The following is a 14,483-nucleotide window of genomic DNA, read 5'->3' as shown; positions in this document are numbered from 1 at the left end:
TTCTGGTCCCGCTCCAGTTCCACGCGCCAGTAGTACGGCACCTTGCACGCGGCGAAGAGCGCCGGTTTGCGCACGCGGTCGTCCTGGCGGGAACAGGGAGAGACGACCTCCACGACGAGCGCGACCTGTCCGACGGGCACGCACTCGGTCCCGAAGAAGTCCAAGCCCCGGTGGTCGAAGACGATCAGGTCGGGCTTCGGTCTGTTGCGCTCGTCGACCACGACACATTGCCCGCACACGACTTCGTACGGCTCGATCACCGCGGCCTCCAGTGCGTCTCGCACCCTGCCGCGCACGTAGTTGGGCCACACCTTGTCCTGCGCCCGCCACTCACGCTTTCGCCAGTCTGGACACCGCCCCCACCCGCCTCGCACAGATCAGGCCCCCGCCACCCGAACCGGCGACACCACGCCACCCCACCGACCCAAGCGGCAGGCGTTTACAACTGCGCCCCATCCCGCTACCTTCCCCAGAAGGTGGGGTGGGAGCGCTCCCATGCGGACGGACCGGAACCCGCCCGCATACGCGCCCCCACCCCACCGCAACCCCCCACACCCGAAACCCCCCACCCGCACGGCCCGTACCCCCAAGGAACGGACTGGAATGTCATGATCCTGACAATAACCTCAAGGGTGCCGTTACCGAGGGTGACCCGCCCCAGAGCTCTCTTCCTGGTCCTCGTCTCCCTGCTCGCCACCCTCCCCGCCCTGACCCTGGTCCTCACCGCGGGCGGCCCCGCCGAGGCCCACGGCACCCCCATGAAACCCGCCAGCCGCACCTTCCTGTGCTGGCAGGACGCCTTGACCGACACCGGTGAGATCAAACCGGTCAACCCGGCCTGCAAGAACGCCCAACAGGTCAGCGGCACCACGCCGTTCTACAACTGGTTCTCCGTGCTCCGCTCCGACGGCGCCGGCCGCACCCGCGGCTTCGTCCCGGACGGCCAGCTGTGCAGCGGCGGCAACACCAACTTCACCGGCTTCAACGCCCCCCGCGACGACTGGCCGCTCACCCACCTCACCTCCGGCAGGACCGTCGACTTCTCCTACAACGCCTGGGCGGCGCACCCGGGTTGGTTCTACGTCTACGTCACCAAGGACGGCTTCGACCCCAAGAAGACCCTCACCTGGGACGACATGGAGGCCCAGCCCTTCCTCAGCGTCGACCACCCGCAGCTGCACGGCAGTCCGGGCACGGTCGAGGCCAACTACTCCTGGACGGGGCAGCTTCCGGCGAACAAGTCCGGCCGCCACATCATCTACATGGTCTGGCAGCGCTCGGACAGCGCGGAGACCTTCTACTCCTGCTCCGACGTCGTCTTCGACGGCGGCAACGGCGAGGTCACCGGCATCCACGAGCCGGGCAATCCTTCCGAACCCGTGCCCGGCACCTGCACCGCCACCCGCAGGACCACGGGCAGCTGGAGCGGCGGCTACCAGTCCGAGGTCACCGTCACCAACTCCGGTGACGTACCGATGCTGGGCTGGATGGTCGACTGGACCCTGCCGAGCGGCCAGAAGGTCGACAGCCTCTGGAACGGCAACGCCACCTACAGCGGCCAGGGCGTGATGGTCCACAACGCCAACTGGAACGGCTCGTTGAGCCCGGGGCAGAGCACGACGTTCGGCTACGTCGTGACGGGCTCCGGTGGTGATACGGCCACGACCCTTCCCTGCCGCGTCGGTTGAGTTTCCATCAGAAACCGTGCTCAGGGCGGACCCGGTGGGGCTGTGCGCCACCGGGTCCGCGAGCCGGGTCGGCACGAGGGGGGTGGGTGGCCGACGCGGATGGTGCATGGCTTGTGACGACGTGGCGCGCGACAACGTTGTCGAGTGGTCTGTACATGACTCTACCGCCTCAACGGACAACGATGTCAAATCAGTTGGGGGAAATGGCTGGACCGCCCGGGTGAGCCCGTCGCGCGTCCCCACCGGCGCACGCACCCTTCCGTGATACGCGTGGCGCACGCTACTGTCCCTGCGGCTTGTGCGACCTGTGGTGCGCGACCCGTCCGAAGGAGGAGGGGCCGCGTCATGCGTTTCCGTCCTACGTCCCTGCTGCTGGCGGCCGTGCTCGCGGTCACCGGAGCCACCCCCGCCCTCGCGGCCTCGTCCGCCGCACCCCCGGATCTCGTCGACGACCCGACCGCCTACGTCGACCCGCTCATCGGCACGAAGAACGGCGGCAATGTCTTCCCGGGCGCCGTCACCCCGTTCGGCATGTTCTCCTTCAGCCCCGAGAACACCCGCGGCGACGCCACCAGAACCGCCGCGCCCGGGGGTTACCTCTACGACGCCACCCGCGTCCGCGGCTTCAGCCTCACCCATATGTCCGGCACGGGCTGCGCGGGCGGCAGCGGCGACATCCCGCTCCTCCCGTTCGCCGGGGAGGTCACCTCGTCCCCGGCGAGCGACACCAAGGACGCGGTGTACGCGGCCGACTTCAGCCACGCCGACGAGACGGCCGAGCCCGGCCACTACAAGGTCGGCCTCGCGTCCGGCGTCTCCGCCGACCTGACCGCCACCGCCCGCACCGGCTCGGCCCGCTTCACCTACCCGGCCGACAAGCCCGCCTCGCTGCTGTTCCGCACCGCCAACTCCGAGGTGGGCTCGACGGATTCGACGGTCGAGATCGACCCGGACACCCGTACGGTCTCCGGCTCGGTCACCTCCGGCAACTTCTGCGGCTACCTCGACCCGGAAGGGCAACGCGCCTACTACACCCTGCACTTCACGGCCCACTTCGACCGCCCCTTCGCGGCCACCGGCACCTGGCAGGACGACAAGCTCACCCCCGGGTCCCGCAAGGCCTCCGGCGGCACCGGCGGCTTCTCCCAGGGCGGGCGGCCCGTCGCGGGCAAGGGGGCGGGCGGATACGTGCAGTTCGCGCCCGGCACCGAGCAGGTCGGCGTCAGGATCGGGATCTCGTACGTCAGCCGCGCGGGCGCCGAGGCCAACCTCGCCGCCGAGAACCCGCCCCGGCGCTCCTTCGACTCGGTGCGCGACGCGGCCGCCCGCGCCTGGCGCGACCGGTTGCGGGCGATCCGGGTCGGCGGCGGCACCGACGACGAACGCACCACCTTCTACACCGCGCTCTACCACGCCCTCCTCCACCCCAACGTCATCAGCGACGCGGACGGCAGATACCGGGGGAGCGACGACGAGGTGCACCGCGTCGCCCGCGGCCACCGGGCCCAGTACGGCACCTTCTCCGGCTGGGACGTCTACCGGGGCCAGGTGCAGCTGCTGACGCTGCTCGACGCGCGCACCGGCTCGGACGTGGCGCAGTCCCTGTACGAACTGGCCCGGCAGAACGGCGGTGTCTGGGACCGCTGGCTGCACGGCGCGAGCGGCACCCACGTCATGAACGGCGACCCCTCACCCATCGCCCTGGCCGGCATCCACGCCTTCGGCGGCACCGACTTCGACCTGCGCGGCGCACTGGACTCCCTGGTGAGGGCCGCGACGGTCCCCACCGAGCAGGACTTGTCGGCCGCGGGCAAGCCCGTGCTCTCCGTCGGTCAACGCCCCTCCCTGGACAAGTACTTGAAGCTGCACTACATGCCCTCCGTCTCCAACGCCTGGGGCGGCGCCGCCGAGACCCTGGAGATGTCCGGCGCCGACTTCGCGCTCTCCCGGCTGGCCCGCGCGGCGGGGGAGAAGGACACGGCGGCGGCCTTCTCGAAGAGGTCCCAGTACTGGCAGAACACCTTCAACATCGCCGCCGATCCGAGCGGCGGCTACATCGCGAACCGCAAGGCGGACGGCAGCTGGGTCACCGGCTTCACCCCGGGCACCGGCAACGGCTTCGTCGAGGGCACGGCGGCCCAGTACACCTGGATGGTCCAGCACGACCCGGCGGGTCTGTTCGCCGCGATGGGCGGCCGCGACAAGGCCCTGGCCCGGCTGGACGCCTTCTTCCACGACGACCAGGGCGACTGGGCCTTCACCGGCAACGGCGGTGAGAAGTCCGAGCTGGACAACGAACCGTCGATCAACGTCCCCTACCTGTACGCCTACGCGGGCGCCCCCTCCAAGACCCAGGAGACCGTCCGGGCCGCCATGCGGCAGCTCTGGTCGACCCAGCCGGGCGGCATCCCCGGCAACGACGACCTCGGCGCGATGTCCGCCTGGTACGTCTTCTCCGCGCTGGGCATGTACCCGCAGGTGCCGTCGAGGTCCGAACTGGTCCTCGCGTCACCGCTGTTCCCGCGCATCGAGATCACCCGGCCCACCGGCAACGACATCTCCGTCCGCGCGGAGGGAGCCGCCGCCGACGCCCCGTACATCCACTCCCTCAAGGTCAACGGCCGTACCAGCCAGGCCTCTTGGCTCCCGGCCTCCTTCGTCCGGGACGGCGGCCGACTCGACTACACGCTCTCCGGCACACCGGACCCGGCCTGGGGCGCCTCCTCGGCCCCGCCGTCCTTCCGGGAGGGCGAGCAGCCGTACCAGATCGGCGTCGGTCCGACCGCGGCGACGATCGCGCCGGGCGGCAGCACGAAGGTCGGTGTCCGCGCGCTCTCCCTGAGCGGCGACGGCACGGGCCCCGAGGTCCGCTTCCGCGTCACGGCACCCGAGGGCGTCGCGGCGACTCCCGCACAGGGCACGGTCGCGGGCGGCTCCCAGGAGATCACCCTCAGCGCCGGCGAGAGCACCGCGCCCGGCTTCTACGACGTCACGGTCGCCGTCACCTCGGACGGCACCGCGTACGAACAGCCGGTGTCCCTCACGGTCGCCGCACCCGGCACCCTCCTCGCCGCCTACGACAACACCGGGATCTCGGACGACTCCGGCGACCACGACGAGGCCGACTACGACGGCGGCGGCTGGAGCTACTCCCGCCAGGCCCTGGAGGCGGCCGGCCTCACCCCGGGCGGACAGGGCACGGTCGCCGGCCTGACCTTCACCTGGCCGAACTCACCGGCCGGACGGCCCGACAACGCCACGGGGTCCGGCCAGACCGTCCAACTACCGGACCCCGCGGACCAGTTGTCCTTCGTCGGCAGTGCCGTGAACGGCAACCAGCGGACCGAGGCCACCGTCACCTACACCGACGGCAGCACCGGCACGGTCGAACTCGCCTTCACCGACTGGACCGTCGGGGGAGGCGGCGGCACCGTCCAGTACGGCAACGAGGTCGTCGCCCGCGCCGCCTACCGCAACGTGGCGGGCGCGGACCGGGACCCGGTGGCGACGTACGTCTTCGCCACCAAACCGTTCAGCGCACCGGACGGCAAGCGGATCGCGAGCGTGAAACTGCCGAGGAACACGGACCTGCACGTGTTCACCCTGGCTACCGGCTGACGTCCAACACCCCGGCCAGCCAGTCGAGTTGGCGGCGCACCTGTACCGCGTCGCCGCCCTCGTGACCGTTGTACGGATAGGCGTGGATCTCCTTGCGGGGGTCCGCGCCGGTTCGTTCGCCGTAGTGGTTGAAGGCCGCGTACGCCCCGCTCGGCGGGCACACCGTGTCGCGCAGGCCCACCCCGAAGTGGGCCGGGGCGGTGGCGCGGCGGGCGAAGGAGACGCCCTCCACGTACGAGAGGGTGCGGTACGCGGCCTCCTCCGCGCCCCGGTGCACGGACAGATAGGCGCTGATCTCGCCGTACGGACTCGCGTCGGTGAGGTCCAGGGCGCGCCGGATGCCGCACAGGAAAGGCGCGGTGACCAGGACCGCCGCCAGGTCCGGCAGCAGTCCCGCGACGGCCAGCGCCAGCCCGCCGCCCTGGCTGTTGCCGACGGCCGCGACCCGTCCCCCGTCCACGCCCGGGAGTGCCCGTACCGCCGTCACCGCGCGCACCGCGTCCGTGATCAGCCGTCGGTAGTGGTAGGCGCGCGGGTCGAGCAGACCCCGTGCGGCCGGGCCCGGTCCGCCCGGTGCCGAGGCGTGCGGGTCGGGGGTCGCGCCGCCGTTGCCGTACTGGTCGCCCTGGCCGCGGTTGTCCATCAGCAGGTGCGCGTACCCGGCGTTCACCCAGGTCAGCCGCTCGTGCGGGAGGCCGCGACCGCGGCCGTACCCGGCGTACTCGACGACCGCGGGCAGTGCCGCGCGCACTCCCGCCGGCCTGCTGTACCAGGCGCGGACCGGATCGCCGGCGAAGCCGCGGAACGTCACGTCCCAGGTGTCCGTGAGCCGCAGCCCGCTCTCGACCGGGCGCACCGACCCCAACACGTCCGTGTCCGCGGCCTCCTTCAGGGTGTCACGCCAGAACTCGTCGAAATCCGGGGGTTCCTGGACATCGGGGCGGTAGTGCTCCAGCTCGTTCGTCGGCAGGTCGAACGCAGGCACAGGACACCTCGCATGAGTCGGTCAAAACAGTGAAACTTGCGGAGGGGGCCGGGATGCGGCCTCCCGTTCCTACCCCACTCCTGTCCCAGGTATCTCCTGTCTGACCCATTGACAGCGCTTTCTAGGTGGCTCTAAGTTGCCGCGAAGTTACCGGTAAGAGCTCGAAAGTTTCGGTTCCGTCCCCCGCCTGAGAGGACCGAGCGTGAGCACCTCCATGAAGTCGGCCTCTCCACCCACCGGTGTCGAGGACCCGCCGGCCGCGATCCCCCCACCGGCACCGCGCGGCCGCTTGCGTCGGGCCCTGCGCCGGGACTGGCAGCTGTACTCGCTGGCCGTGCTGCCGCTGCTGTTCTTCCTGGTCTTCCGCTATCTGCCGATGATCGGCAATGTGATCGCCTTCCGGCGCTTCGAGCCCGGCGGCTCGATGTTCGGCGAGGACTGGGTGGGCCTGCGCTATGTGCGCATGTTCCTCGGCGACCCGACGTTTTGGCAGGTGTTCCGCAACACCCTGTGGCTCGGCGGACTCACCCTCGTCTTCTGCTTCCCGATCCCGATCGTCCTCGCCCTGCTGCTGAACGAGGTCCGCCGGCGCTCGCTGAAGCGGTTCGTCCAGTCGGTGTCGTACCTCCCGCACTTCCTGTCGATCGTGATCGTCGCGGGACTCACCCTCCAGATGCTCGCCACCGACGGCCCGGTCAACCACGCGCTGGCCTGGCTCGGCCACGACGAGATCCGCTTCATCCAGGAACCCGGGTGGTTCCGCACGATCTACGTCGGCTCCGAGATCTGGCAGACCGCCGGCTGGGGCACGATCCTCTACCTCGCCGCGCTCACCACCATCGACGAGGACCTGTACGAGGCCGCCCGCATCGACGGGGCCAACCGCTGGCAGCAGATCTGGCACGTCACCCTGCCCGGCATCCGCCCCACCATGATCACGCTGCTGATCCTCAACGTCGGCACCTTCATGGCGGTCGGCTTCGAGAAGGTCCTGCTGCTGTACAACCCGCTGACCTATCCAACCGCCGACGTGATCCCGACGTACGTGTACCGCACGGGAGTCGAGTCCAACAGCTTCAGCTACGCGGCCGCCATCGGGCTGTTCGAGGCGGTCATCGGCCTGGTCCTGATCACGTCCGCCAACACGCTCTCGCGCCGCACAGTGGGGACCAGCCTGTGGTGAAGCCGAGCCGCTCCTACCGGGTCTTCCAGGGCGTCAACGGGGTGATCCTCACCCTCGTCGTGATCGTCACCCTGTACCCCTTCGTCAACATCGTCGCCCGGTCCTTCAGCGGGGAACGCCAGATCCGGGCCGGTGAAGTCACCCTGTGGCCCAAGGGGTTCAACCTCACCACGTACAAGATTGTGTTCCAGGACTCGATGTTCTGGCGGAACTACGGCAACACCGTCTTCTACACGCTCGTGTCGACCGCCGTGGCCATGGTCCTGACGACCTGTTACGCCTACGTGCTGTCCAAGAAGAACCTGAGGGGACGCGGGGTGCTCGTCGGCATCGCGGTGTTCACGATGTTCTTCACCGGCGGTCTCATCCCGAACTACATCCTGGTCACCGAGCTCGGACTGAAGAACAGCGTCTGGGCCATCGCGCTGCCCAACGCGATCAGCGTCTTCAACCTGCTGGTGATGAAGGCCTTCTTCGAGAGCCTGCCGACCGAGCTGGAGGAGGCCGCGCAGATCGACGGCCTGAGCACCTACGGCATCCTGCTCAGGATCGTGCTGCCGCTGTCCAAGGCGGTCGTCGCGACCATGGTGCTCTTCTACACGGTGTCCTTCTGGAACTCCTGGTTCGGCGCGTTCCTCTACATGGACCGCTCCGACCTGATGCCGGTCACCGTCTATCTGCGCAACCTCATCGCGGGCGCCACCGGAGGCGGCAACGCGGGTGCCGGCACGGCCGAGCTCAGCCAGGTCGGCGCGAGCATCCAGGCCGTCACGATCGTGCTCACCGCACTGCCGATCATCTGTGTGTACCCCTTCGTCCAGCGCTACTTCGTCTCGGGCGTGATGCTCGGCGCGGTCAAGGGCTGATCCCAGCAACTCACCTACGGAACAAGGGAGTTCCCGTGCAAAACGCAGGAGAGCTGTCACGGCGTCAGATCCTGGCCGCGGCCGGCTTCGCCGGCCTCGCCACTCTCACCGGCTGCGGCGGCGGTGACGACGGAGGCGACTCCAAGGACCTGTCGAAGAAGCAGAACGGCGCGATGAAGGACTACCGCGCCGGACAGCAGTTCAGGGCGGCCAGGGCGCTGTCCTTCTCGATGCTGCACAACGACAACCCGGTCTACCCCCTCAAGAACAGCTGGCTGTTCTGGAAGGAGGTCACCCGGCGCACCGGGGTCACCATCAAGCCCCTCGACGTGCCGCTCGCCGACTACGAGAAGAAGCGCAGCGTCCTGATCGGCGCGGGCGACGCCCCCTTCATCATCCCGAAGACGTACCACCCCGGTGAGGTCGCCTTCGTGTCCTCGGGCGCGATCCTGCCGGTCAGCGAGTACGTCCACCTGATGCCCAACTTCCGGGACAAGGTGAGGAAGTGGAAGCTTGAACCCGAACTCGACTCCATCCGCCAGTCCGACGGCAAGTACTACCTGCTGCCCGGCCTGCACGAGAGGCCCAAGTCCGGCTACTCGCTCTCCCTGCGCACGGACGTCCTCGACCGGCACGGCCTCGCCCTGCCCACGACCTGGGACGAGGTGTACGAGGTCCTGAAGGCGCTCAAGGCGGAGTACCCGGATAAGTACCCGTGGACCGACCGCTGGAGCACCAACACCCCCTTCCCCTGCGGGGCGTTGTTCGGCTATCTCGGCCAGGCGTACGGCGTCAAGGCGGGCTGGAACTACGACAACATCAGCTTCGACACCAAGGCCCGGAAGTTCGTCTTCACCGCGGCCCAGGACGCCTACCGGCAGATGGTCGAGTACCTCAGAAAGCTCGTCGCCGAGAAGCTCCTCGACCCGGAGAGCTTCACCCAGCAGGACGACCAGGCCGTCCAGAAGCTGCTGGCCGAGAAGTCCTATGCGATCAGCGCCAATCCGCAGGAGCTGGTGCAGAACTACCGCTACAACCTGGGCAAACAGGTCAAGGGCTCGACCATCGAGATGGTCCCGGTGCCGCTCGGCCCGGCGGGACCGATCCTGCTGAGCGGGATCCGGCTGGAGAACGGCATCATGATCTCCAGCAAGGCCCTCAAGAGCGACACCTTCGTCGCGATGATGCAGTTCGTGGACTGGCTCTGGTACTCCGACGAGGGCCAGAAGTTCTCCAAGTGGGGTGTCGAGGGCATCACTTACACCGAGTCCGGCGGCAGGTACACCCTGAAGCCCGGCATCTCCCTCATGGGCTCCGACCCGGACGCCCCGAAGGACCTCCAGAAGGACTTCGGCTTCTTCAACGGCGTGTTCACCTACGGCGGCAGCTGGGAGCTGGTGTCCTCCAACTTCAGCCCGGACGAGAAGAAGTTCCAGGACGTCATGTCCCGGCGCAGGGAACTCCCCGTCGACCCGGCCCACCCGCTCCAGTCCTTCGAGCAGGAGCAGGCCACCCTCTGGGACACCCCGCTCAAGGACACCGCCATCCAGAACACCCTCCAGTTCGTGCTCGGCAAACGCCCGATGTCCGACTGGGACGCGCACCTCGCCGAGCTGAAGGCGAAGAACATGCAGCAACTCGTCGACCTGCACAACAAGGCGCACGAACGCTTCGAGAAGGAGAACGCGTGACCCCCGGCGTCTTCACCGAGCCGCCCGGCCGACGCCCCGACGAGCACCGCCTGCCGGGAAGGGGACCCCGTTGAGCACCCCCGCCGTCTTCGGGCAGGGTTCCCTCTCCCGGGCTGCCGCTCTCGTCCACACCCTCGTCACCGTCGAGGTCCTGCTGCTCGTCGCCGCCTCGCCGGGCCTGGCCGCGCTGGTGCTCGTCGCACCCGATCCCGCGAACCTGCCCCTCGCCGCCGTATGCCTGCTGCCCCTCGGCCCCGCCACGGCCGCCGCGCTGTACGCCCTCCACCACCGCGACCGCGACCTCACCGACCTGCATCCGGCGCGGGCCTACTGGCGCGGCTGGCGGCTCAACGCCGTGCCCGCCCTGAAGCTGTGGGCCCCGCTGCTGGCCTGGCTCACGGTCATCGCGTTCACGCTCACCCACTTCCCGGCCACCGGCCTGCCCGGCTGGTGGGCGGTGCTGCTCGCGGCGGTCGGTGTCGGCTCCCTCCTGTGGGGCGCGCACGCGCTCGTCCTCACCGCACTGTTCGCCTTCCGGGCCCGGGACACCGCCCGCCTCGCCGCCTACTTCCTGGTCCGGCACGGCCGGGCCACCCTCGGCGCCGGCTCGCTGCTCGTCCTGACCGCCGCCGGGACCGCCGTACTGACCGAGGCCCTGCCCGCGCTGCTCGCCGCTCCGCTGCTGCTGTCCCTGCTGCACAGCAGCCGCCCGGTGATCGCCCAGACCCAGGAGGACTTCACTGCATGAGCCCGTCGAGCTCCAGGATCCCCTACGGCGGCGACTACAACCCCGAGCAGTGGCCGCGGGAGGTCTGGGACGCCGACCACTGGCTGTTCGGCAAGGCCGGCATCGACACCCTCACCGTCGGCGTCTTCTCCTGGTCCCTCACCCAACCGGCGGAGGACACCTACGACTTCACGGTCCTGGACCGCGTCCTGGACCGGGCGGCGGCCGAGGGCCGACAGGTGTGCCTGGCCACCGGCACCGCCGCCCTGCCGCCCTGGCTCGCGAAGAAGTACCCCGAGGTGAACCGCACCGACTTCGAGGGCCGCCGCCACCGCTACGGCCAGCGCCACAACTTCTGCCCCAGCTCACCGGTGTACCGCAGACTCGCCACGGCGATGGCGCGACGGCTCGCCGAACGCTACGCGGACCACCCGGCGTTGCTCGCCTGGCACATCAACAACGAGTACGGCGGGGTCTGTTACTGCGAGCTGTGCGCCGACGCGTTCCGGGACTGGCTGCGCGACAAGTACGTGACACCGGCCGCCCTCAACGACGCCTGGTGGACGACGTTCTGGTCGCACCGCTACACCGACTTCGCCGAGATCGAACCGCCCAGCGCCCTCACCGAGCACTGGCGGGGCCCCGACCACACCGCCTTCCAGGGCAGCACGCTCGACTACTTCCGCTTCACCACCGACGCGCTGCTCGGCTGCTTCCTGGCCGAGAAGGAGGTGATCCGCGCCCACGACCCGGTCACCCCCGTCACGACCAACTTCATGGGCATGTTTCGCCCCCTCGACTACCACCGCTGGGCGCCCCACCTCGACTTCGCGTCCTGGGACAGCTACCCGCCCCTCGACGCCCCGCCCACCTGGCCCGCCCTGGCCCACGACCTGATGCGGGGCCTCAAGGACGGCGCCCCCTTCTGGCTGATGGAGCAGACCCCCTCCACGACGGCCTGCCGGGACGTCAACCCCCTGCGCAGACCGGGGGAGTTGCGCCTGGCGACCTACCAGGCCATCGCCCACGGAGCCGACGCGGCGCTCTACTTCCAGCTGCGCGCGTCCCGAGGAGCCTGCGAGAAGTACCACGGGGCGGTCATCGGCCACGCGGGCCGTGACGACACCCGGGTCTTCCGGGAAGTGGCCGCGCTGGGCGAGGAGTTGGCACTGCTCGGCGACGCGTCCCTCGGCGCCCGCACCCCCGCCCGCACCGCGCTCGTCTTCGACTGGGACAGCTGGTGGGCCCTGGAGATCTCCGACGGCCCCTCCCGCCTGGTCAAGTACCAGGACGTGGTGCACGCCTACTACCGGGCCGCCCGGGAGGCGGGCGCCGACCTGGACGTCGTCCCGCACACCGCCGACCTCACCCCCTACGACGTGGTCCTCGCCCCCGCCCTGCACATGGTCAAGGGCGACCTCGCCGCCCGTCTGGAGGCGGTGGCGGACCGCGGCGGCACGGTCCTGGCCACCTTCCTCTCCGGCCGCGTCGACGCACACGACCGCGCCTTCCTCACCGACGTCCCCGGCCCGCTCGCCCCCCTCATGGGCATCCGGATCGACGAATGGGACGCCCGTCGGGCGGAGTTCACCCAGCCGATCCCCGAGATCGGGTCGGCGGGACGGCTGGTCTTCGAGATCGTGCAGCTCAGGGGAGCCGAAGCGGTCGCCACGTACGGCTCCGACTTCTACGCGGGAACCCCCGCCGTGACCCGCAACGCCCACGGCGACGGCGAGGGCTGGTACGTCGCCACCGCCCTCGACCAGCCCGGCGTGGACCAGGTCGTCCGCCGCGTCCTGGCCCGGCACGACCTCATCGGCCCCTACGCCGGGCACCAGGGCGTGGAGACGGCGAACCGGGTCGCTCCCGACGGCACCCGGCTCCTCTTCCTCCTCAACCACACTGCCGAACCAGTCCAGTTGACGGCCCACGCCGACGCCACCGACCTGCTCACCGGCAAGCGGGTCGGAGCAGCTGAGCCCTTGATCCTCGACCCGCTCGGCGTGGCGGTCCTGCGGCTTCAGTAGATCCTCCGCCCCCGCCCGTCCGGCACCCCCGACTTCCGGAAGAAGTAGCTGTTGACCTGATCGCGCCACTCACGGGCACTGCGGAGCTGCTCCTCGAACCGCTCCCTCACCCGCGCGTGGCGCGCCGGGTCCACCAGCTCCGCCAGCGAGGCCCACACCTCCCGGGCCGTCTCCACCTCCGCCACGCCCTCGAAGTGCGTGTCGTAGATGTGCTGGATCACCGTCCTCCCACTCTTCAGCATGTGGTCGTAGGACACGTGGTGGAAGAACAGCAGCAGCTCGTCCGGGCAGGTCTCCGGCGACTCGTACACCTCGGCCCACGGCTTGGCGTACTGCCCGGCGTACCCGGTCCCGCTCGCCACGCTCCGGTCCACGCCGACGCCGTCACGGTCGGCGAAGTGGTAGGTCCCCCACGGGCTGTACTCATAGCCGTCGACGCTCGGCCCGTAGTGGTGCCCCGGCTGCACCATGAAGCCCACCCCGAGGGGAGCGGTGTACTTCTCGTACGTCCGCCACGAACCGTCCAGGATCGCGCGCAGGCCCGCCGCGGGGCCCGGCCCGAAGCTGAGCCGGATCCATTCGTCGAGGACGCGATGCGGATCGGCACCCGGCTCCCAGGCCAGCCGGCCGAAGGTGTACAGGTTCGCCTGGGCCAGCGGATGACCCGTCCAGAACGGGTCGTCCCCGACGTTGGACACGGCGACGAGCCCACCCCGCGCCAAGGCCCCCACCGAGGACCCCTCGGCGATCCGGAACCGCAGCACCTCGCTCCACATGGGCCCGAGCCAGCACACATGCCGCTGCTGCCCGGTGTACTCCTGCGTGGCCTGGAACTCCACCGCGAGCCGTGTCCCCGGCATCGCCCCGATCAGCGGTGAGACCGGCTCCCGCACCTGGAAGTCCATCGGCCCGTGCTTGACCTGGAGGACGGCGTTGTCCGCGAACTCCCCGTCCAGCGGCACGAAATGGTCGTACGCCGCCCGCGCCCGGTCCGTCGTGCGGTCCCGCCAGTCCTGGCGGTGGTCGTACACGAAGGCCCGCCAGTGGACCGTGCCGCCGTGCGGGGCGAGGGCGGCGGCGAGCATGTTCGCGCCGTCCGCGTGACTGCGCCCGTACGCGAACGGCCCCGGCTGCCCCTCCGAGTCCGCCTTCACGACGAACCCGCCGAAGTCGGGGATGAGCCCGTGGACCCGCGCGGCCGCTGAGGCCCACCACGCGCGCACCCCGGCGTCGAGTGGATCGGCCGTCCCCAGCCCGCCGAGCACGACCGGCGCGGCGAAGGTCACCGACAGATGCGTGCGGATGCCGTACGGCCGCAACGCGTCCGCGAAGTCCGCCACTTCACCGATCCGGTCGGTCAGCAGCCGGGCCTCCGCCGCGTGCACGTTGACGTTGTTCACCGCCACCGCGTTGATCCCGCAGGCCGCCAGCAGTCTGCCGTACCGCCGCACCCGCTCCAGGTCCCCGCGAGCCCGTCCGTCCGCCCAGAACAGCGACCCTCCGGCGTACCCGCGCTCCACCTGCCCCATGACCGGGTGCACGGCCACATTGTCCCAGTGGTCGAGCATCCGCAGCGCCAACTCGGGCCCGTGGTGCTCGGGTTCGGCCTCTTCGAGGAACGCGGCCTCCCCGAGCCGTACGACGTGGAACAAGCCGTAGAGCAGCCCGCGCGCGCCGGCCGCCGTGACGGTCGTACAG

9 protein-coding genes and 1 pseudogene are annotated in these 14,483 nt (G+C 70.0%); 7 read left to right on the top strand and 3 right to left on the bottom strand.

The genetic code is table 11. The features are described 5' to 3' along the window. Positions 1-14: 14 nt before the first annotated feature. Positions 15-239, bottom strand: a pseudogene (locus ACFULQ_RS05450) (Uma2 family endonuclease); the annotation flags it as partial. A gap of 369 nt (positions 240-608) precedes the next feature. On the opposite strand from ACFULQ_RS05450, the gene ACFULQ_RS05445 reads away from it, so the two are divergent. Beyond that, on the top strand, positions 609-1,688 hold the full coding sequence (locus ACFULQ_RS05445) for a lytic polysaccharide monooxygenase (protein WP_383538499.1): 1,080 nt from the start codon (positions 609-611) through the stop codon (positions 1,686-1,688). Between the two features lie 345 nt (positions 1,689-2,033). Further along, positions 2,034-5,306 (top strand): GH92 family glycosyl hydrolase, encoded by a 3,273-nt coding sequence (locus ACFULQ_RS05440; RefSeq protein ID WP_383538496.1) that lies wholly within the window; start codon positions 2,034-2,036, stop codon positions 5,304-5,306. Here the strand turns inward: ACFULQ_RS05440 and ACFULQ_RS05435 are convergent. Then, on the bottom strand, positions 5,296-6,291 hold the full coding sequence (locus tag ACFULQ_RS05435; protein ID WP_383538494.1) for an acetylxylan esterase: 996 nt from the start codon (positions 6,289-6,291) through the stop codon (positions 5,296-5,298). The genes ACFULQ_RS05440 and ACFULQ_RS05435 overlap by 11 nt on opposite strands. A 202-nt stretch (positions 6,292-6,493) precedes the next feature. Between ACFULQ_RS05435 and ACFULQ_RS05430 the strand changes: the two genes are divergently transcribed. The 5 genes from ACFULQ_RS05430 to ACFULQ_RS05410 all read left to right on the top strand — a co-directional run bounded on the left by ACFULQ_RS05430 (position 6,494) and on the right by ACFULQ_RS05410 (position 12,785). Continuing rightward, the gene (locus ACFULQ_RS05430; RefSeq protein WP_383538492.1) at positions 6,494-7,474 is read left to right on the top strand and encodes an ABC transporter permease; all 981 of its coding nucleotides are present in this window, start codon (positions 6,494-6,496) and stop codon (positions 7,472-7,474) included. Next, positions 7,468-8,340 carry a carbohydrate ABC transporter permease gene (locus ACFULQ_RS05425; protein ID WP_383538490.1) on the top strand — a complete coding sequence of 291 codons (873 nt, stop codon included), beginning with the start codon at positions 7,468-7,470 and terminating at the stop codon, positions 8,338-8,340. The genes ACFULQ_RS05430 and ACFULQ_RS05425 overlap by 7 nt, the downstream gene beginning before the upstream one ends. A gap of 35 nt (positions 8,341-8,375) precedes the next feature. Then, positions 8,376-10,031: an extracellular solute-binding protein gene (locus ACFULQ_RS05420; protein ID WP_383538487.1), complete on the top strand. Its 1,656-nt coding sequence runs from the start codon at positions 8,376-8,378 to the stop codon at positions 10,029-10,031. Positions 10,032-10,101: 70 nt separating this feature from the next. After that, complete coding sequence (locus tag ACFULQ_RS05415) at positions 10,102-10,779, top strand: hypothetical protein (protein ID WP_383538485.1); 678 nt, start codon at positions 10,102-10,104, stop codon at positions 10,777-10,779. Further along, positions 10,776-12,785: a beta-galactosidase gene (locus ACFULQ_RS05410; protein ID WP_383538482.1), complete on the top strand. Its 2,010-nt coding sequence runs from the start codon at positions 10,776-10,778 to the stop codon at positions 12,783-12,785. Before ACFULQ_RS05415 ends, ACFULQ_RS05410 begins: the two co-directional genes overlap by 4 nt. Here ACFULQ_RS05410 and ACFULQ_RS05405 read toward each other — a convergent pair. Continuing rightward, a partial coding sequence (locus tag ACFULQ_RS05405) for an alpha-glucuronidase (protein WP_383538479.1) occupies positions 12,779-14,483 on the bottom strand: 1,705 nt, incomplete at its 5' end. The genes ACFULQ_RS05410 and ACFULQ_RS05405 overlap by 7 nt on opposite strands.

This window comes from Streptomyces sp. NPDC057253 (genome assembly GCF_042669125.1).
Lineage (GTDB): Bacteria > Actinomycetota > Actinomycetes > Streptomycetales > Streptomycetaceae > Streptomyces.
Note: the sequence above shows the minus strand (reverse complement) of the source record. Positions and strands in the feature narration are given on the sequence as shown.